Annotated in this window: 17 protein-coding genes; 5 read left to right on the plus strand and 12 right to left on the minus strand. The window is 44.6% G+C overall.

Features of this window, described 5'->3' with window-relative positions; genetic code table 11:
• Nucleotides 1-44: 44 nt before the first annotated feature.
• The 3 genes from MHN30_RS00510 to argR form a co-directional block, all read right to left on the minus strand.
• The gene (locus MHN30_RS00510) at nt 45-2,222 is read right to left on the minus strand and encodes an SPFH domain-containing protein (RefSeq protein WP_017216416.1); all 2,178 of its coding nucleotides are present in this window, start codon (nt 2,220-2,222) and stop codon (nt 45-47) included.
• Between the two features lie 83 nt (nt 2,223-2,305).
• A complete protein-coding gene (locus tag MHN30_RS00515) occupies nt 2,306-2,917 on the minus strand; it encodes an OB-fold-containig protein (protein ID WP_039493778.1) in 612 nt (203 codons plus the stop codon).
• A gap of 402 nt (nt 2,918-3,319) precedes the next feature.
• On the minus strand, nt 3,320-3,787 hold the full coding sequence (gene argR, locus MHN30_RS00520) for a transcriptional regulator ArgR (protein WP_010372285.1): 468 nt from the start codon (nt 3,785-3,787) through the stop codon (nt 3,320-3,322).
• A 241-nt stretch (nt 3,788-4,028) separates the two neighbouring features.
• On the opposite strand from argR, the gene mdh reads away from it, so the two are divergent.
• A complete protein-coding gene (mdh, locus tag MHN30_RS00525) occupies nt 4,029-4,961 on the plus strand; it encodes a malate dehydrogenase (protein WP_010372282.1) in 933 nt (310 codons plus the stop codon).
• A gap of 63 nt (nt 4,962-5,024) precedes the next feature.
• Here the strand turns inward: mdh and serA are convergent, their stop codons facing one another.
• The 5 genes from serA to MHN30_RS00550 form a co-directional block, all read right to left on the minus strand.
• Nucleotides 5,025-6,254, minus strand: a complete 1,230-nt coding sequence (serA, locus tag MHN30_RS00530) for a phosphoglycerate dehydrogenase (protein ID WP_130163536.1) — start codon at nt 6,252-6,254, stop codon at nt 5,025-5,027.
• Nucleotides 6,255-6,265: 11 nt separating this feature from the next.
• Nucleotides 6,266-6,919: a ribose-5-phosphate isomerase RpiA gene (gene rpiA, locus MHN30_RS00535; protein ID WP_130163537.1), complete on the minus strand. Its 654-nt coding sequence runs from the start codon at nt 6,917-6,919 to the stop codon at nt 6,266-6,268.
• A gap of 104 nt (nt 6,920-7,023) precedes the next feature.
• A complete protein-coding gene (locus MHN30_RS00540) occupies nt 7,024-7,653 on the minus strand; it encodes a 5-formyltetrahydrofolate cyclo-ligase (RefSeq protein ID WP_069023020.1) in 630 nt (209 codons plus the stop codon).
• The gene (locus tag MHN30_RS00545; RefSeq protein ID WP_045987695.1) at nt 7,650-8,183 is read right to left on the minus strand and encodes a hypothetical protein; all 534 of its coding nucleotides are present in this window, start codon (nt 8,181-8,183) and stop codon (nt 7,650-7,652) included. Before MHN30_RS00545 ends, MHN30_RS00540 begins: the two co-directional genes overlap by 4 nt.
• 139 nt (nt 8,184-8,322) lie before the next feature.
• The gene (locus tag MHN30_RS00550; RefSeq protein WP_239356941.1) at nt 8,323-9,834 is read right to left on the minus strand and encodes a carboxypeptidase; all 1,512 of its coding nucleotides are present in this window, start codon (nt 9,832-9,834) and stop codon (nt 8,323-8,325) included.
• 276 nt (nt 9,835-10,110) lie between these two features.
• Between MHN30_RS00550 and MHN30_RS00555 the strand changes: the two genes are divergently transcribed.
• The 4 genes from MHN30_RS00555 to mrcB all read left to right on the plus strand — a co-directional run bounded on the left by MHN30_RS00555 (nt 10,111) and on the right by mrcB (nt 15,594).
• Nucleotides 10,111-11,340 (plus strand): diguanylate cyclase, encoded by a 1,230-nt coding sequence (locus MHN30_RS00555; protein WP_010372263.1) that lies wholly within the window; start codon nt 10,111-10,113, stop codon nt 11,338-11,340.
• A gap of 189 nt (nt 11,341-11,529) precedes the next feature.
• Nucleotides 11,530-11,868, plus strand: a complete 339-nt coding sequence (locus MHN30_RS00560; protein WP_010372259.1) for a P-II family nitrogen regulator — start codon at nt 11,530-11,532, stop codon at nt 11,866-11,868.
• Nucleotides 11,869-11,881: 13 nt separating this feature from the next.
• Nucleotides 11,882-13,111 carry an ammonium transporter gene (locus MHN30_RS00565; RefSeq protein ID WP_045987693.1) on the plus strand — a complete coding sequence of 410 codons (1,230 nt, stop codon included), beginning with the start codon at nt 11,882-11,884 and terminating at the stop codon, nt 13,109-13,111.
• 161 nt (nt 13,112-13,272) lie between these two features.
• Complete coding sequence (gene mrcB / locus MHN30_RS00570; protein ID WP_045987692.1) at nt 13,273-15,594, plus strand: penicillin-binding protein 1B; 2,322 nt, start codon at nt 13,273-13,275, stop codon at nt 15,592-15,594.
• Nucleotides 15,595-15,637: 43 nt separating this feature from the next.
• Here the strand turns inward: mrcB and MHN30_RS00575 are convergent, their stop codons facing one another.
• The 4 genes from MHN30_RS00575 to MHN30_RS00590 all read right to left on the minus strand — a co-directional run bounded on the left by MHN30_RS00575 (nt 15,638) and on the right by MHN30_RS00590 (nt 20,531).
• Nucleotides 15,638-17,479 carry a methyl-accepting chemotaxis protein gene (locus tag MHN30_RS00575; protein WP_130163539.1) on the minus strand — a complete coding sequence of 614 codons (1,842 nt, stop codon included), beginning with the start codon at nt 17,477-17,479 and terminating at the stop codon, nt 15,638-15,640.
• Between the two features lie 183 nt (nt 17,480-17,662).
• Nucleotides 17,663-18,943, minus strand: coding sequence for a glutamate-1-semialdehyde 2,1-aminomutase (gene hemL, locus MHN30_RS00580; RefSeq protein ID WP_039493759.1), 1,281 nt, complete (start codon nt 18,941-18,943; stop codon nt 17,663-17,665).
• A gap of 12 nt (nt 18,944-18,955) precedes the next feature.
• Nucleotides 18,956-19,972 carry an aspartate carbamoyltransferase gene (locus MHN30_RS00585; RefSeq protein WP_010372246.1) on the minus strand — a complete coding sequence of 339 codons (1,017 nt, stop codon included), beginning with the start codon at nt 19,970-19,972 and terminating at the stop codon, nt 18,956-18,958.
• 124 nt (nt 19,973-20,096) lie between these two features.
• Nucleotides 20,097-20,531 (minus strand): CopD family protein, encoded by a 435-nt coding sequence (locus tag MHN30_RS00590; RefSeq protein WP_010606087.1) that lies wholly within the window; start codon nt 20,529-20,531, stop codon nt 20,097-20,099.
• Between the last annotated feature and the right edge of the window lie 2 nt (nt 20,532-20,533).

The raw sequence follows: 20,533 nt of genomic DNA on the forward strand, positions 1-20,533 counted from the left end.
CAAATGGGGGAGAGGAGCCAAGAAGATTGACTCCTCAGGGTTAATTACTCTAGAGGTTCGCTTTGTTTACTGCCATTTAACGAGCCGCCAAGTAACTTGAGTAGCTGCTGTTTGTCCGCATCTGAGCTATTGCTTAGCTGTTGGAAGAACTTACTCATGTTGATGTTTTTTAGCGTTTCTGACGACGCATTAGCACCAGCCAACACCCCTTTTAGGTCGTCCATCAAATTACGTTCACCGTTTAGGTGATCTTTAAATACGGTTTGTACCGTCTTACTTTCGCCGACTAAGCCGTCAATTGACTTGCCCACTGTGATGGCATTCATAAACTGGTTAAAGAACTGGCCGTCGCCGCCCATAAAGTTGATATCAGCACCGCTCAGTGCTTTACCTAATACTTCAGCCTGACTCGCAGAAACCTGCTTGTTCGCCTCGATACTCGCAAGCGTCAGCTCTTTTTGTTGGTTTAACTGTAGCGTGAAGCCTTCGTATTCACGGGCGTCTTTATCCATCTTATTCAGTGCTTCTAGCTTCTCTGTAAGACCTTTGGCTTCTGCTGACATCTTACGTTCAAGGTTGATAGCTTCTGCTTCACCTTGTTTTTCAATTGCCTCAGCCATTGCTGATTGAACCTCAGCTTCTGCCAAACCAATTTCACGTTTGCCTTGCGCTTCGGCTTCACTTTGCTTCTTGGTTGCCTCTGCCATTGCTGCTTGTACTTCGGCTTCGGCGCGGCCAATATCACGTTTACCTTGTGCTTCGGCTTCTAGTTTTTGCTGTAGCACTTTAGCGTCTGTTTCGCCTTGTATCGCACTAGCAGCGGCTTTTGCCTTGATGATATCTGCTTCTGCAAGACCAGGTGCTGCCGCTTCAACTTGGGCAGCCTCGGCAAGAATTTTCTTCGACTCTGCGGTTTGGTTCGCAATACGTAGTTCTGCTGCGGCCATTTTTTCCATTTCACGGGCTTTAAATTCGGCAGCTTGCTCTTTAGCTTTAGCCGCTTCAATATCTTTAACCAACGCTTCTTCGGCCTCAGCTTGAGCAAGAATAATTTTTGCTTGTTTTTCACGCTCGGCTTCAGCAATACATTGCACGTCTTTGATGCGCTCTTGTTCCTCGGCAACGGTTTTCTCAACGGCAACCCGTTCGCGTTGGACATCGGCGATTTCTTTTTGCTCGACTTCCAGCGCTTTGGCTTTTTGGATACGTAAAATTTCGGTTTCACGCTCACGTTCGATAATTTCAATCTGGCGAGAGCGTGTGACTTTTTCTTCTTCAATGCCGAGTAAGCGAAGGCGATTTTGTTCTGCAACATCGATTTCACGCTGTTTATTGTGCTCTGCAATTGCGATCGCTTCGTCCGCTTTGAGACGTGCTTCTTCGGCTTTTAAGCGCTCTTCATGCTTAACACGTTCAGCTTCTGCGGCTTCGCGGGCGCGCACCGACTCGATTTCACGGCGTTGTCTCGCGCTGGCATCTTCTCGTTGACGCTCGACTTCTGCGGCTTTTTCAAAGGCTGCTTGGTTTTGGTTGTCGATTTGCGCTTTTTCATCACATTTAAGCTGGTTAGTTTCCACGTTTTGGCGTGAGGTCTTTTCGGTAATACGGCGAATACCTTCAGCGTCAAGAATGTTATTTGGATCTAACTTGTCGATTGAAGTTTGTTCAAGATAGTCAATTGCCACATCTTCTAACGTATAGCCAGATAAATCTTGTCCAATCACTTCTTTAATAGAATCTCGGAACTCATTACGATGTGTAAATAGTTCCTCAAAATTCATGCGCTTACCAACGGTTTTCAAGGCTTCGGAGAATTTTGCCTCAAATAATGCTTGCAAGGTTTCTGGTGCCGATGCGCGGGCACAGCCAACTTGTTTCGCAACGCGTAGGATGTCTTCTTTATTTTCGTTTACGCGAATGTAAAAAGTGATGGCGATGTCAGCACGGATATTGTCTTTACAGATCAGGCCGCTATTTTCACGACGCTCCAATACCATGCGGTTAGTTGAAATATCCATGACTTCCATTTTATGGATCACAGGTAGCACAATGCCGCCCGTTGTCGTGACATCTGGCTCGTTTTTCATCTTATTGATGATTAATGCCTGACCTTGTTCAACCTTGCGGTAGAACTTTCCAATCAGAAGTAGAATGGCAAAAATAATGACGATGGATATGCCCACGATTGCGAGCACCGGTCCGAGGTTGTTTAGAAATTCCATGTTTTTTCCTGCGTTGCGCTATGTTGTTTGAGTTGGTATTAGCTATGCCAACTCGTTCCTAAATTCCGTTATTTTTCGTACTATTACCAAGGTTTAGCCACAATCGTGTAGCTATGTGTAAGGGTGTCATGTTCGATAAGTAAAGCACTGTCTCCTAGTGTGAAAGTGTTATCTTCATCCGAGCGGACTTCGATAAGTTGCTCCGTTCCTTGAATAAATACTCTGGCTTGACCGAACGTGTTGCTAACCCTTGATGTTGCAATAACGCATTCGAGCCCAACCAGCGCTTGCTTAGAAGTGGTTTCTTGGCTTTCGAAAAAGCGTCGTAATGGCCTTACAATGACGGCTGTGAGTGGTAATGCTGCAATGAGGCTGGCAAGCATAAATACCGTGCCCATCAGGTAGTAAAAAATGCCATTGCCTAGTAGGTAAGCAAAAAACTGTTGCACATAAATACTGATAATCCAGCCCAGCGCGATGATTAAACTCAATGAAATACTCACAGGGACGCCGCCAAAAGCGACTTCCCAAAAAGAACCAGAGCTTGCGCCTTCGGCTTCAATATCAACATCGCCTTCTAAGATATCGATATCAGCAAAACCGAGTAAAGCAATTAACCAGAACAACAGCACTATCAGTAATAGTGTTGAAAAAATAACAGTGGGAAACGTAAATGCAGTATTTAAAAATTCCATTGCTGATCCTAGTTCCTTGTATTTCCTTTTAAGCGGTTAAGTCAGTGAATTGTCCACTCAGCGCCGCAAGGTGTCTTTGTGTTTATCAAGCGGTGAGTTCCGCATCATAGAATGTGAGATGATTGAGTGAAGCGAATAGCGTTCGTGTCCGGTAAGACGGAGACACTGTAGGAAACAAATCCGAGAAGCTAATCAATCAGCTTAAAAACCATCCATGCGTAGTGAGAAAACCTCACATGCGTTTCTAAAGTTGCCACAATTAGACATATTATGTCAAACGTTTTTTGCTGTAAAGATAAGCAATTTATTCTGTTTATCGTGATAGTGGGGAAGCGTGTTCGTAGAAGCTAGAGTATCAGAGTATGTGCTAACCTGTGAGTTAGCACCGATAAAAATAATAGACTAAACGTTATCGAACAGGGTTTTTACTTTATCTAAAGTAACGTCGATTTCAGATACTTTGGCAGGGGCAATAAAAATCGTGTCATCGCCAGCGATGGTACCTAATACGCCATCTGCGGTACCTAATGAGTCAAGTAGCCTCGCAATTAACTGTGCAGCACCGGGACTGGTTCGAATAATAATCATCATTTCGTTGTGCATAATATCAACGACTAACTGACGCAAAGGGCTTTTTGCTGTTGGCACGCTCATTTCAGCGGGTAAGCAGTAAACCATTTCTTGCTTAGCATTACGTGTACGCACAGCACCAAACTTGCTCAGCATGCGCGACACTTTGCTCTGACTGACGTTGTCAAACCCTTGTTGTTTTAGAGCATCAACAATTTCACCTTGAGAGCCAAAGTTTTCTTCTTTTAAAATGGCTTTAAATGCTTTGATCAGTGCTTCTTGTTTTTCTTGCGGCTGCATAGTCTGTCTTCTTTTACGGCTAATCTTTAAATTCTACACAAAACCGCCGAGATTCCCAAATTTGCGCGACCAAAATGGCAGTCGTAAAGCATAAGTGTACAAAGTGTCGCGATCTTTACACTTTTATTTAAGACATTAGTCAAAAAATCTCGAAAATAACCGTGATTAATTTGTGTTTAACAGCGCTTTTCATTATCTTTACTGCACACTCAATTCCACCTTCAAATTATGGAGAATTCAAATGAAAGTTGCTGTATTAGGTGCCGCTGGCGGTATCGGTCAAGCTCTATCTTTATTGCTTAAAAATGGTCTTCCAGCTGGCTCTGAGTTAGCGCTTTATGACGTTGCACCTGTTGTACCTGGTGTTGCAGTTGACTTATCTCACATCCCAACTGCGGTAAAAGTAGCGGGTTATGGTAAAGACGACCTAGACCCAGCTCTTGCTGGTGCTGACGTAGTGCTTATCCCAGCTGGTATGCCTCGTAAGCCTGGTATGGACCGTGCTGACCTATTCAACGTTAACGCAGGTATCATCAAGACACTTGCTGAAGGTATCGTTAGAAGCTGCCCTAAAGCACTTGTTGGTATCATCACAAACCCAGTAAATGGCACGGTACCAATCGTTGCTGAAGTGTTCAAAAAAGCAGGTACTTATGATCCAGCTCGCGTATTCGGTGTAACAACGCTTGACGTTATCCGCGCTGAAACCTTCATCGCAGAGCTTAAAGGTCTAGACGTTGCTGAAGTTAAGATCCCAGTAATTGGTGGTCACTCAGGTACTACAATTCTACCTCTACTTTCTCAAGTTGAAGGTGTTGAGTTCACTGATGAAGAAGTTGCTGCACTAACGACTCGTATCCAAAACGCGGGTACTGAAGTGGTTGAAGCTAAAGCGGGTGGCGGTTCAGCTACACTTTCAATGGGTGCAGCAGCAGCACGTTTCTGCTTCTCGCTAGTGAAAGGTCTACAAGGTGAAGAAGTACTTGAGTACGCATACGTTGAAGGTAACACAGGCGATGCAACATTCTTTGCACAGCCAGTTATCCTTGGTAAAAACGGTGTAGAGAAGTTACTTCCTTACGGTGAGCTAAGCGCGTTTGAGCAAAAAGCAAAAGACGACATGCTAGCGACACTTGAAAAAGACATCAAAGAAGGTGTTGATTTCATGGCGTAAGCCAGATTGATACAAAAAAACCAGTCGCTTCACAGTGACTGGTTTTTTTATGTGTGATTATTCTTAGTGAAGAATACGTGCTCTAATAGTTCCTTCAACTGCACTTAACTCTTTCAACGCCACTTCAGAGTGGTCGCTATCGACGTCGATAACCACGTAACCAATAGATTCATCCGTTTGTAGGTATTGCGCCGCAATATTGATACCGTGCTGAGCGAACGCTTGGTTGATTTGCGTTAGTACGCCTGGGCGGTTTACGTGTACGTGTAATAAACGACTTCGGTTTGATAATTCAGGTAGAGAAACCTCAGGGAAGTTAACAGCCGTGACTGTTGAACCATTATCTGAATATTTCGCCAACTTACCCGCGACTTCCACACCGATATTTTCTTGTGCTTCTTGGGTAGAACCACCGACGTGTGGTGTTAGCAGCACATTGTCAAACTCGCGTAGTGGTGAGACGAATTCTTCATGATTAGATTTTGGCTCAACGGGGAATACATCAATAGCAGCGCCGGAAAGCTTCTTGGCCGCCAATGCTTCAGCTAAGGCGTCGATATCAACAACCGTTCCACGTGATGCGTTAATTAGGATTGCGCCTTGCTTCATCACTTCAATTTCAGCCATGCCGATAAGGTTTTTGGTCTGTGATGTCTCCGGTACATGCAAACTGACCACGTCCGCTCTTTGTAACAATTGCGTAAGCGTGTGTAACTGCGTTGCGTTGCCGAGCGTGAGCTTATCTTCGATGTCATAAAACTCGACGTTCATCCCGATATTCTCAGCCATAATGCCAAGCTGGGTGCCAATGTGACCATAACCAATAATACCTAGCGTTTTACCACGAGCTTCGTATGAACCGTCGGCAGATTTATCCCACTCACCGCGATGCGCCTTTGCGTTGCGCTCAGGAACACGGCGCAGTAACAAGAGAATTTCACCCAGTACAAGTTCAGCCACAGAGCGAGTGTTAGAAAATGGCGCGTTGAATACGGCGATACCACGTTTTTTAGCGGCATCCAAATCCACTTGGTTGGTGCCGATGCAGAAACAGCCAACAGCGACCAGCTTTTCAGCTTGGTCTAATACTGCTTCCGTAAGGTGGGTACGCGAGCGGATCCCGACAAAGTGAGCGTCTTTGATCCGCTCGATCAGCTCAGGCTCCGGTAAGGATGTTTTAACGTAGTCTATGTTGCTATAACCGTTGCGCTTTAGCGTCTCAACGGCGCTTTGATGCACGCCTTCTAACAACAAAATTCGAATTTTATCCTTTGATAACGAAACCTTGCTCATCTGTAATCTCACTAGTTGATTTTAGGCCCTTCTGGAGTGCCTGTTATTACAACGTCAGCGCCACGCATGGCAAATAAGCCATTAGTCACGACGCCAACAATCTGGTTAATTTTTTCTTCAAGCGCTTTTGCTGCGCTAATTTCTAGGCCATGCACATCAAGAATGACATTGCCGTTATCAGTGATAACGCCTTGGCGGTAAACTGGATCGCCACCTAATTTTAGTAACTCTCTTGCCACGTAACTACGCGCCATTGGGATCACTTCAACTGGTAGTGGAAATGCGCCTAGCGTCTCAACATGCTTTGTATTATCAACGATACAAACAAATTTCTTGGCAACGGCTGCAACGATTTTCTCGCGCGTCAGTGCTGCGCCACCGCCTTTTATCATTTCGTTGGTGCTGTTGATTTCATCTGCGCCATCAACATATACCGCAAGCTCTGACACATCGTTTAACTCGAAAACTTCAATACCAAGTGCTTTTAGCTTCTCTGTTGAAGCTTCAGAGCTTGATACTGCCCCTTTGATTTGATCCTTGATACTGCCAAGCGCATCAATAAAGTGGTTTACCGTCGAGCCTGTGCCAACCCCAACAATGGTGTTTTCTTCTACATAGTTCAAAGCTGCCCATGCTGCGGCTTTTTTCATTTCATCTTGAGTCATAACGCTACACTTAGTTGTCATTGAAGTTGTATGGAGTATAACTCAATCAAAGTGTCAGCGTCATGGTCAAAAGCGCCTCAAAATGCGCTTAACTGTTTGCCTGCTCAATTATTTTTTGGCCAAGTGTATAGTTGGGTTGGAGTGAGGATAGTTGGGAGCGGTACATCCCAAGCTGCTGTTGGTAAGCTTGGAACTTGCTGGCAATCATGAGCAAGGCCAACAAGTGCTGGTTTAGCTCGCTGCTCAGCGTAGTGTAACGCTAATGTTCTATCGTAGTACCCACCGCCCATACCGAGGCGATTACCTTGCTCATCAAAAGCAACCAGAGGCATCAACAGTAAATCCAATGATGCAAGCGGTGCCACAGCTGAACAATCTAACTTAGGTTCCAAGATAGCATAGCGATTTGCCTTCATGGGTGAGTTTTTTTCATACTTCTGGAAGAGTAAATTTGCAGGATTGAAGGGGTGGATTACGGGTAAGAAAACCTGGTGTTTTTTGTCCCAAAGCGATTGAATTAAAAGGGATGTATCTAGTTCGCCATCGTTTTGAATATAGACCCCTACATTGGCATTTTCTGGGAGGTTTATTTGTTGAAAAAAATTAATATTGAGATGCGCCGCAGCTGTTTTCTGTTGCTCTGCTGATAGCGAGTTTCTTGCATTTCTAATCGTTTTTCTCAAATTAGCACGAGTAACTTGAGATTTATTTATGTTGTTATTAGTTTTATTCATTCTAACGCGAGCCACTCAGGGAAAAACAAACTTACACCAAGCAGAATAAATAAAATAATTAATACAGCGAGCAGATAATATAGCCAAGTCTTAGATTTAGCCGGAGGGCTAGGCTCAAAGTCGAGTTCATCAAATAGCTCCTTCGTCTCCCATTCTTCGTCTGTTGTATCTTCTATTTTAGTATGGGGAGTTGGTGCTACGCGTTGCTCGAGCTCCTCTAATCGTTCTTCGATGCGTATTAGACTGCTTGTGATGTAATCCAGCGCTTCAAATACGCGCTCTTGATCTGCGTTGGTAGGGGTCGCGGCTGTTTGGCTTTGCAGCTTGGCATTGATCCCCGCGCTTGCAAGTAATTTTACCTGTTTTAGCGCTTTGGCTTTATCTGCAGGAGCAAACAAGTTTTTGCCAGCGTAAAATTGCTGGATCTTTGAAGGTGAGGTTTTCAACCTGTCTGCCATTGCGATAGCGGCGCTTTGTTGATCCTTACCGTCGGCCATGCCAACGAAGACGACTTTAAACTGCTCGTTCATGGTGCGTGCCTAAGTTGTAGAGAGATAGTATTGAGTATATCTAGATTATAGGTAACTGTAGAAGGATAAAAGGAAATTTTTACAATCTGGTGAGCATTAAGATAAGTGACCGCTTGCGCGGCCACAATGGGTTGGAAATTTAGTAAAGTGCTGACTGATCCGCTTTGGGGGTTGTTTTTAAGATAAATTCGCGGAGATCTTCGTTCGACTTTTGTAAATCTTCATGACGCAGGTACATCATGTGTCCGGAGCGGTAACCTTTAAAGCTTAAGCGATCACGCATTTTTCCGCTCGGATCGAGTTGCCACATATTGTACTTGGCATCAAAGTAATTCGTTGCGCCATCGTAATAGCCAGATTGGATCATCACGTTTAGGTAAGGGTTTTGTGCCATTGCTAATCGTAATTGCTCACCGACATTATTATCGCTGTTATCCCAAGGGTAAACTGAACCAAACATATTATATTTTACATCGGTTTTATAGTTGAGCTCCGTTGCGAAGTAATGATTAATCGCTGGCGTAAATGAGTGCAACCAAGAGGTCAGCTCAGGCCAATAATCAGGGCGAGAACCTGCGTCTCTTTTATCAATACCAAGATAGCGTGAGTCCAACCGACCAAGCGTATAGCCACGCTCACGCAATAGCTCTTTCCAAAATGCCGCAGTAGGAATATCTAGGTTGTTTTGAGCTACAAAGCGCTCGCTTAAGCCACTATATTTAGCAACGGCCTGTGTCACACTTTGCTTTTCTTGGACACTGATAAATGCGCCTTTGGCGAGTGCGGGAAGATACTGATCAACCGTATATTGTTCAACCTCTGCAAGTACTTCGAGTAAATTTTTATTTTGCAATTCAGAAGACAACGCTTTGTGGTACCAAGCGGCGGCAGCGTAATACGGTAAACGGTTTGCCACTTCAACCGGACCTTCTCGTTTAATGCCGATTTCCGTAGGAGATACCAACACCACGCCATTGAGGTAAAGCCACTGGTTGTTTTGCATCGCGTGCGCAAGACCTGACACTCGAGTCGTGCCGTAGCTCTCACCAATCAGGTACTTAGGGGAAAGCATACGCTCATTGCGATGAATAAATGTATTGAGCCATTCGGCTAAGTACTTCACGTCCGCGTTGACGCCAAAAAACATCTTTGTTTGTTCGGCTTTACTAGGATATTTACCTTCAGCATTTTTGAGTACGCGAGAATAACCTGTGTTGACTGGGTTTACATAAACAATATCGGCAACATCTAGCACTGAATATGGGTTATCTTTCAAGCCGTAAGGTTGCAGTGGATATCCTTCGTCATCAATTTTTAATACTCTTGGGCCAGTATAGGCAATGTGCATCCACACGGAAGCAGAGCCCGGACCACCGTTAAATGAAATCAACAGCGGACGTTTGCTCATATCTTTGATTTTTGTGCGCTTGTAGTAGGTGTAATGCAACGTTGCAACTGCGTCGCCGTTTTCATTCCACACCGGCTGTGTGCCTGTTGTCGCGGTGTAGTTAATACGTTCACCTTTTATTTCGGCTCTATGCTCAGTTGTTATTTTATGATCTATCTCAATTGCGCGGTTGTGCTCTTCAGCTATGCTTGGCGCTGAGAGTAGGGCACAACTCACGAGCAATAGTGGTAGTAGTTTTTTCATTGCTTCCTCGGTATTGCAGTCGGTATGTCTGCATTAAAGAAGTATTTCATCTGAAATTCAAAGCCATTGAGACAAACTCAACAAAAAAAACGGCAGGTTTGAAAAATAGGCTGTTGTAACCTCGTTTATCGAAAAGTAACGAATTTGAGCCGATTTGGTTTTTTTTAGTGCAAGATTCGCGTATATTTAGTACTTTATTATGTAGTAATAAAGTATTTAGCCCCGTTAAATTCTTGTTTCACTGCGCTTCTCGTTGTACTTAAGAGATCTCAATCCATGCAAAGAATTTTAATTGTTGAAGACAGTAAAGTCGTACAACAGGTATTGCGACACCTTGCTGCTCAGCATCTAGATGTCGAAATCGATTTTGCTTGGTCCCTCAAGGAAAGTAAGGACTTCTTAGCACAGCACCAATATACATTGGCGCTGGTAGATTTAACGCTGCCCGATGCGATGGACGCAGAGGTCGTGCAGCTTACGCTCAGCCACAAAATTCCCACTGTGGTGCTGACCTCAAAAATAGATGAATATAGCCGCCAGCAAATGCTTGAAATGGGCGTGGTGGATTATGTGATTAAAGACAACCGTGATTCATACCTATACGCGGTCAAGTTAGCATCTAGACTGTTGAGAAACCAAGGTTGCAAGGCGCTGATCGCCGATGATTCTGTGATCAGTCGAGCGGTAATGAAGCAAATGCTTGAAAAGCAATTATTTACAGTGCTTGAGGCGCAAGATGGCGAACAGGCATTGGAGATGTTGCTATCTGACCATGAAATTAAACTGCTGCTGACAGACTTTGCGATGCCGACGATGGATGGCTTTGAGTTGGTGAAATCCGTTCGTAATAGTCGCGGACGAGATGAGTTGGCGATTATTGGTCTGTCTGGCGCTGGAAGTCATGGTTTGTCAGCAAAGTTTATCAAATACGGCGCCAATGACTTTTTGGCAAAACCTTTTATGAGTGAAGAGTTTCATTGCCGCATCATGCAGACGATGGAGCAGCTCAATTTGATTGCAGAAATCAAAGAATATGCGCATCGTGACTATTTAACAGGACTTTATAATCGCCGTTATTTCTGTCAGCAAGCAGAGCGTTTAATCAAGAACAAACCGAGTCAGCATATATTGGCATTGTTAGACCTCGATCATTTTAAATCTATTAATGATCAATATGGTCATGAAAGCGGTGATGATGTACTTAAACAAGTTGCTGATTTACTGCGTAGTGCATTTGGTCACTACATTGTCGCACGTATTGGTGGGGAAGAGTTTGCTTTGCTTATTCCAAGCTCAGATATGAAGATGGCAAAGCACATGCTAGAAGACTTTAGAGAACGCCTTGCGCAGCAAGCATTCAAAATTCCTGAGGGTAAGCATTATTGCACCATCAGTATTGGCCTCGCGGCTTGCCAATCAAAGAGTCTAAGCGAAGTAATGCGCAAAGCTGATAAAGCGCTCTATAAAGCGAAGGACAAACAACGAAATTGCGTTATCGCGCATTAGCTTTTCGTTATTTGGGTGTTTATGCACCAACTCAGTTCAGTCTTTATATCAATGCACCTAGATGGTGCATTTTTTATGCGTGAAATTCTATCTCCTACTTTAATTCATTGTTAATTAAGGAATAAAAAATTTGGCACAAAGGTTGGATTACTGCATACAACAGGATCAACTGTCCTAAGGGGACTCAGCATGAAAATGATAAGTGCAATAATAAAACCATTTAAGCTTGATGAGGTACGTGAAGCGTTAGCCGATCTGGGGATTGAAGGTATGACGGTTGTTGACGTTAAAGGGTTTGGACGTCAGCGCGGTCATACCGAACTGTATCGCGGTGCAGAATATCAAGTCGATTTCATTCCAAAAATAAAAATAGAAATTGCGACGTTAAGCGAAAACGCCGAGCGTGTTGTGGAAACGGTTACAAAAGCTGCGTTCACTGGAAAAATTGGTGATGGAAAAATCTTTGTTTACGACTTAGACCAAGTTGTTCGGATCCGTACCGGCGAACTTGATGAAGAAGCCATTTAAGGGGAGCCAGGCAATGGAAAATACAATAATAGAACTAAAATTTTCATTAAATACCTTTTACTTTTTGATCTCTGGCGTCTTAGTTATGTGGATGGCAGCCGGATTCGCTATGCTTGAAGCGGGATTAGTACGCTCAAAAAATACCACTGAAATCCTTACCAAGAACGTCGCACTGTACGCTATTGCTTGTACTATGTATTTGCTTATTGGTTACAACATCATGTATGTCGATAATGCCGAAGGTGGGGTTTTACCAAGTCTTGGTGCGCTCATTGGCAGTGCTGCTAAGGATGCCGACCATGCACTGCAATCCGACTTTTTCTTCCAAGTAGTATTTGTTGCAACGGCCATGTCAATTGTCTCGGGCGCTGTTGCTGAGCGTATGAAATTGTGGGCGTTTTTAGCATTTTGTGTGGTGTTAACTGGTTTTATCTACCCATTAGAAGGCTATTGGACGTGGGGCGGTGGTTTCTTATCTGAGCTTGGCTTTGTTGACTTTGCCGGCTCTGCCATTGTGCATGGTGCCGGTGCTGCTGCGGCACTAGCGGGTGTTTTGTTACTTGGTGCGCGCAAAGGAAAATATGGCAAAAATGGTGAGATTTACCCAATTCCAGGCTCCAACATGCCACTGGCTACACTAGGCACCTTTATTTTGTGGATGGGGTGGTTTGGCTTTAACGGCGGATCTCAACTGTTCCTTGCCGACAAAGAAAATGCCATCGCGGTCAGCCAAATCATGCTAAATACCAACGCGGCGGCGGCTGCAGGTGCGGTGGCTGCACTGTTGGTGTGTAAATTAATGTGGGGCAAGGCGGATTTAACTATGGTGCTTAATGGTGCACTAGCAGGTCTGGTGACCATTACCGCAGAGCCTGCCTCTCCAACACCTGTATTAGCGCTTATCCTCGGTGCCATAGGTGGTGCATTGGTGGTGTTTAGTATCGTTGCGTTAGATAAGGCAAAAATTGATGACCCTGTCGGTGCTATCTCTGTTCACGGTATATGCGGTGCGCTGGGTGTGATGATGGTGCCATTTTCAAACTCAGACGCTACTTTCCAAGGTCAGGCTGTGGGACTTATCACTATTTTAGGTTTTGTTTTCATTGCTTCTTATATTGTCTGGAGTGTATTGAAAGCGAGCATGGGGATCCGCGTTGGCGAAGAAGAAGAGCTAAGCGGTATGGATCAACATGATTGTGGCGTAGATGCCTATCCCGAGTTCGTGACAGTTCGCGGACAGTAATACCAATTTGGCTCTCGGTCAATATTGTAAAGTTCTCGTTGTCTAAACAAAGTGGGTCCAGTAGGGCTCACTTTTCTTTATAAATATTATTCTACTTTCAGCAGTTGTTAATTTAGGTTACCCTACCATCTTGCGATTCATTTTTTAGTTTTACTTGGGTCATGACGGATAAAAAGAAAAGAACACCTGCCAACAAATCAAACGTCAAAGCGAACACTTCGCGTAAAAACAATACCCAGCAAAACGGTTCTAAGATGCAAAGAATTAAAAGCCGTGTACTGAGCACGTTGTGGTCTTTCTTTTGGAAGGGGACTATTGCAGCGATATTCCTTGTTGCAATCTATATCATCTACTTAGACGCGAAAATAAGCCGGCAGTTTGAGGGTAATAAGTGGGAACTTCCCGTTCAAGTTTATGCCAGATCGATGCAGTTTTTTCCTGATCAGTTCCTTAATGAGGATGAAGTGCTGTGGGAGCTGAAGCGGCTTAACTATTCTCGTGTAAATCGTATCAGCCGTACCGGTCAGTATACCGTTCAAGGTCGTACAATCACCATTCATCGTCGCGCGTTCGAATTCTACGATGGCCCAGAAACAGCGCGTATTTTTACGCTTAATTTTGCTGGTAAAAAGCTTGCCAATATTGTCGATAATCAAGGTCGGCGCTTAGCTGGCGCTCGCTTAGAACCGGTGCAAATTGCTCGGATCGGCAATGAATCGCGTCAAGACAGAGAGTTTGTTCCGTTCGATAAATTCCCTAATATTTTAAAAGAAACACTGCTGGTGGTAGAGGATAGAGACTTTTACCAACATCATGGTGTTTCTGCGCTGTCTATTTTACGTGCGCTGTATGCCAACATCAAAGCTGGGCGAACTGTGCAAGGTGGCAGTACGCTTACACAACAGCTCGCAAAGAACTTTTATCTCACCAGAGATCGCACCTTAATCCGCAAGGTGAATGAAGCGTTCATCGCATTGATTTTAGATTTCCGTTACAGCAAAGATGAAATCCTCGAAGCCTATTTAAACGAAGTGTTTTTGGGACAAGCCTATAATCAAGGCGTTCATGGTATGGGGCTTGCGGCCGATTTTTATTTTGGTAAGCCAGTGGACGAGCTTGAGTTTGACCAAGTCGCTATGTTAGTTGCGATGGTTAAAGGGCCATCTTTTTATAACCCAAGACGCTATCCTGAGCGGGTAATGGAAAGGCGTGATTTAGTCTTGAGGCTAATGGTAGAAAATGGCCTTATCACAACGCCCGAATATCGCGCAGCGCTGGCAAGGCCGATTGATGTACAGCCTTTAAAAGCGAGCCGTATGCAGTCTTATCCTGGATATTTGGAGCTGGTGAATCGCGAGTTAAAGAAACTGGTGCCTGATGATGACATTGTCGACTCTGGAATTCGGATTTTTACCTATCTCGATTTACAAAAGCAAACGGCGATGGAAGATGCCGTTAAAAAGGGCTTACCTTACTTAGAGCGTCGCTTTAAAACGGAAGATTTAGAAACTGCCATGCTGTCAGTTAATGTTGAAAAAGCGGGTGTATCGGCGTTAGTTGCTGGTCGTCAGTTGAAGTTTTCAGGTTTTAATCGGGTATTAGACACCGAGCGTAATATAGGTTCACTGGTCAAGCCCGCTATTTATTTGAGTGCTTTGTCGAATCCAAACTACCATTTGGGCATGCTGCTTGATGACAGCCCCCTTGAAGTGACAGACGGTTCAGGTAAGGTCTGGTCTCCAGAGAACTTTGATCATAAATTCAGAGGCCAAGTGCCAATGTTTGAAGCGTTCAGCAATAGCATCAATATTCCGGCAGTAAACCTTGGTTTGGATGTGGGGGTTAATCGAGTCGCACAAACTTTGAATGACCTTGGTGTCTCTAAGTCGATTCCACTTTATCCTTCTTTATTATTGGGCGCGTTAGAGCTATCTAGTTTTGATATTGCAGAGGCGTACACCACGCTTGCTGCAGATGGTAAGCAGAGCGAGTTGACCAGCGTCATGGCTATCACCGATTCACTGGGTAAGCTGGTATACGAACATCCGGTACAAAAAAGCCAAACGCTAGACAGCGACGCGGTATACATGACGAAATACGGTATGAAACGCGTAACCAAAAAAGGCACTGCAAAACGCCTCAATCTTCACTTCCCCTCAATTCAACTTGCAGGGAAAACGGGGACGAGTAATGATTTAAGAGACAGCTGGTTTGCCGGTTTTGACCAAAATACGGTCACCGTTGCTTGGATTGGTCGTGATGATAACAAGCCAACGGGATTAACGGGCAGCCAAGGGGCGCTTGAGCTCTATATTCGTTACCTAAAACCACTAAACCCACAAGCGATTGTTGATGAGCGTCCAAAATCCATTCGCTGGGCGTTTATCAATCCGAAAACGGGTAAGCAGTCGCCTCCGAGTTGTGGTCCTGTATTGCAGCTACCTATTAGAGAGAGCATGTTCGAACCAAGACCTGGATGTTGAACCAAGTCTTGGCTACTAGGGTTTGTTGACGCTAGCACAGTCTCTAAGCTTTAAATTTATCGATTTCTTTATTTAAAGTTTGTGAGAGCTTGCCAAGCTTTTGTGCATCGCTTTGGGTCGCTCTTGCGGAACCCAGAGTATGCTGTGCTAAGTTACTGATCTCAGATGATTCATTCAATGCGTGTTCGGTCGCTTGGGTTTGTTGCTGTACCAGCTGACTGATCAGTTTCCCTTGCTCGTCTATGTCTCGCATGCTTTGCTCTGCGTGCTGTAGGACTTCATTAGTATCATTTGCGGCGATAACACTTTGCGCCATATTGTCTTCACTGCTGCGCATTTTGTCTTGCGTGTCTCTGGATGCAGCTTGTAAAGATTGAATAATATTGTGTATTTCTTCCGTTTGTTGCTGCGTTCTTTGCGCAAGCGTTCTAACCTCATCCGCTACCACCGCAAATCCTCGGCCTTGTTCACCTGCACGAGCAGCCTCAATTGCGGCATTGAGCGCGAGTAAATTGGTTTGCTCGGCAATCTCTCTAATCGCGGAGCTCACCTGACTAATGTTTTGCGTGTCTTCCGCGAGCTTATCTAAGGCTGCACGACTTTGTTGAAACTCAGCTTGTAGTTCGGTCATTTGCTCTGCAAGGGCTGTGGTATTGACGCTACTTTGCTTTACTTGTTTGGCTGCTACGGAGGCCAGCTCTGTTGCGCTAAATGCGGCATCCTCAACCGAGCGAGCGGACTGTGCCATATTCTCGAGAGAATGGTGGATAGACTGGATTTTATTCTCCTGCTGGGCAACGTCCTTCTCAGTATCTTGGCTTATTTTATTGAGTGTTCTTGTTGCATGCTGTAGCTCGTCACTACTTAATCGAACGTTACCAAGCAAAGAGATAAAGGCATGTAGTACCGCATTAAATTGTTCAATAATTTGGCTAAGCTCGTCGGAACCAGTTGTCTGCGCTTTGATGCTTAAATCCCCTCGGGAAGCGCTCTGCGCTGCATGTGAGAAAGTCGTGATGGTGCCCATGACCGAGGAGTAAAAGCCAACCATAAGATAAATAGCGATGATCAGTGCGAGTAGTGAAGCCAAGGCAACGGTGTTTCTGATCCACCGTTGCTGGTTTTGTTTTTCAGCGACAAGCGCGGCAAGCGTGGGTGTTGCAACATTAACAAACTGCTTGATAGCATCACTTGCACTTTGGTAGTAACGGTTAAATTGCGCTTGTGACAGTGCTAGTTCATCAGGGTCTAACAAGCCTGTTTTCACCGCTTGCTGGTAATCAGAGAGACTAGACTCAAGCTCAGCTAAGGGCTGACTGAGCTGCTTTTTGAGTTGCTGGTTATCATTGATAGCAATGTTAAGTTTGCCTGAAAATTGTGTCGTGACGACAGGTAATCCTTTGTTTAAATTGGATAGTGCAATAAAACTATCTGGAGTAAAACTGCCTCTACTGATGATATCGCGTGCCTGCGCCTCAATTTGATTGATTTGCGATATGAGTCTTGGCGCAGATTCAACAAGCGTGCGATTCAGGTAACTGCGTCCAAGATCATCATCGACGGCAAGTTGAGAGGCAATAGAGAGCTGTTCAAGGGCGCTTGCGCCTGCGGCGCTCACTTTAGGTAGTTTAGCGCGTTGCAATAAAATTGAATTATCGGAAGCTTTACCCGCTAAAATGTTTTCCAACATACTAGGGTAAAGCGTGAGCCCTTGCCTCTGCATCTCACTGACAGAAATAGAATGGTTAAGTACACTGTTTAGAAAAAACAAGCTGAGGCTTAGCGGTAGTAATAAAATACCAAATACAACGGCCATTTTGGTTTTGTATCGCAACCGCGCCATCAAACGGGTTGCAGGATTAATGAGTGTATTAAATCCAGCCATCACTTCCTCTGTATGATAGTTTTAACTTAGCACAGCGTTATTACCTAAGTGCGCCTAAATAACTTGAGTCTAGGTTAAATAGACCGAAGCTTTTGAAAAGCTTATTCAAAGCGTAGCTGAAAAAACAAAAAAAGCCCTGAGCGGGCTTTTTAAATACAAACTAATATGGGTTGTAATCTGTGATTACAACTTGGCAAATGCACGCTTTGCAGCATTGATAGTGTTAGCGATTTCTTCGTCAGAATGCATTGTGCTCACGAAACCCGCTTCGAATGCAGATGGGGCTAAATAAACGCCTTCATCTAGCATCAGATGGAAGAACTTTTTGAAGCGCTCTAGATCGCATTCAGTTGCTTGCTGATAGCTGGTTACTTTTTTAGCGTCAGTAAAGAAGAAGCCAAACATACCACCTGCGTAGTTAGTCGTAAGCGCGATACCTGTTTCATCAGCAGCCGCTTGGAAGCCTTCACACAGGGCTTTACTCTTAGCTTCAAGCTCTGCGTGCAGCCCTTCTTTTGAAAGTAGCTCTAGCGCTTTTAAACCGGCGGCCATGGCAATTGGGTTACCAGATAGCGTGCCCGCTTGATAAACAGGACCAACTGGGGCGATGTAATCCATGATTTCTTTTTTACCGCCAAACGCACCCACTGGCATACCGCCACCAATCACTTTACCTAAACAGGTTAAGTCTGGGGTGATGTTGTAGTACTGTTGAGCACCACCAAGTGCAACACGGAAACCCGTCATGACTTCATCAAAGATAAGCACACTTTGATTGTCAGTACATACTTCGCGCAGGCCTTCTAAAAAGCCTTCTACCGGTGGAATACAGTTCATGTTTCCAGCAACAGGTTCGATGATCACACAGGCGATTTGATCTTTGTACTGCTCAAAAATCGCTTTTACTTCATCAAGGTTATTAAATGAAACCGTTAACGTATGCTTAGCAAAATCGGCAGGAATACCAGGGGAGTTAGGCACGCCCATGGTAAGTGCACCAGAACCTGCTTTAACAAGCAAAGAGTCAGCGTGACCGTGGTAACAGCCTTCAAACTTTAAGATCTTATCGCGGCCGGTGTAACCACGAGCAAGGCGAATAGCGCTCATGGTCGCTTCTGTACCAGAGCTTACCATGCGTACTTTTTCAATAGATGGTACTAGCGCTTTTACTTTTTCCGCCATTAGGATTTCAGTTTCCGTCGGCGCGCCGTACGATAGGCCATTTTCAACCGCTTCAAGCACTGCTTGTTTAATCTCAGGATGGTTATGACCTAAGATCATCGGGCCCCAAGAACCCACATAATCAATGTACTGTTTACCGTCGGCATCAAAGGTGTGAACGCCTTCGGCTTTGGTGATAAATAGTGGCGTACCACCTACACCATTAAAAGCGCGAACAGGAGAGTTAACGCCTCCAGGGATTGAGTCTTGGGCGCGTTTAAATAAGTCTTGACTGATTGTCATTGTCGATCCTTTTTAGCTTTCACGTTTGCGGCTAAACCAAGGTACTTCTACCTCGTGTTTTTCCACTTGGTTTTCAACACCTAGCGTTAGGGCAAAAAGTGCCATACGGATCAATACACCATTTTGAACTTGGCGGAAGATAGCTAGGTTGTCGTTGTTATTTAGGTCGTTGTCTAGCTCGTTTGCATCACTACGGCTGTCGCGAGGTAACGGGTGCATTAATACTGAGCTAGGCTTACAGTGAGCGTCATAAATCGCTTGGCTGATCCTAAAACCACCACGGTATTTGTTTGCTTCTTCTTGAGAAGGGAAACGCTCTTCTTGAATACGAGTCTGGTAAACGATATCGGCAGCTAAATTGCCTTCCATCTTAGACACGACTTCAATACGATGACCGGCATTGTCTACGACATCTAAAATAGACTGAGGCATTTGTAAGCCATCCGGTGCAACCATTGTAAAGCGGATATCTTTGTAGTGGCTAAGTAACTTTGATAAAGAATGCACGGTGCGGCCGTATTTTAAATCACCGACTAGGGCGATGTGCATGCCGTCAATTCCAGTGCCAAAGCGGCTAAGCTCTCGGTCAATCGTCAGTAAGTCCAACAGTGCTTGAGTTGGGTGTTCATTAGGACCATCGCCACCGTTGATGACAGGAACATCGGAACCGGTTGCAAACTCGGCTACTGAGCCTGCGTCTGGGTGGCGCATTGCCACGGCGTCAGCATAAGCTGAAATCACACGGGCGGTATCGTACAAAGATTCGCCTTTTGCCAGTGCTGAGCTTTGCATACCTGTGGTTTCACGGACTAGGCCTCCCAGCAGGTTAAATGCGGTGCCGAAACTTACGCGTGTTCTCGTGCTTGGTTCAAAAAATAGATTTGCCAAAATCGCCCCATTAAGTACTTGGGTACGTTTTTGCTTTTTAGCATAGGGTTCCATTTTTTTGGCAATGGAGAAGATGTGTTCAATTGAATCTCTGTCTAATTGATTGACAGAAAGAATGTTTTCACCTTGGAAACTGAACATTTGGCGATTCCTAAAGACAAATTGACTACCGGGTTGCAAGGTCGCTCACCCAACCAGATAACACGCAGATTGTGGGCGGTTACTTGGGCGCATATTATACCCAAGTACCCCCAATAATGCACGGTTACAGTGCAGGTTTTAAAACGGCAAGAAAGACAATGGCTAATAGGATTAGTACGGGAAATTCGTTGAAAAAACGATAGAACTTGTCGCTTTTACGATTACGATCATGTTTAAAATCGGCAAGCAATTTAAAGCAATAGCCATGATAAATATAAAGTAAAATCACTAAGGTCAGTTTGTAGTGCAGCCACATACTGTGTTTAAACCACTCACGTCCATATTCTGTAATCGTTAAGACTCCAAACACCGCGGTGAGAATAGCAAATGGAGTTACAAAATAGAGTAGGCGGCGCTCCATGATTTTGAGCATTGAGCTACAAGATTTTTCTTCAGTCATCGCGTGATACACAAAGAGACGTGGCAGATAAAAAATCCCTGCAAACCAGGCAATCATAAAAAAGATATGTAAGGCTTTATACGTTAGCAATAAGCTCATTA

Source organism: Pseudoalteromonas sp. OF7H-1 (assembly GCF_022347825.1).
GTDB classification, from domain to species: Bacteria; Pseudomonadota; Gammaproteobacteria; order Enterobacterales; family Alteromonadaceae; genus Pseudoalteromonas; species Pseudoalteromonas maricaloris.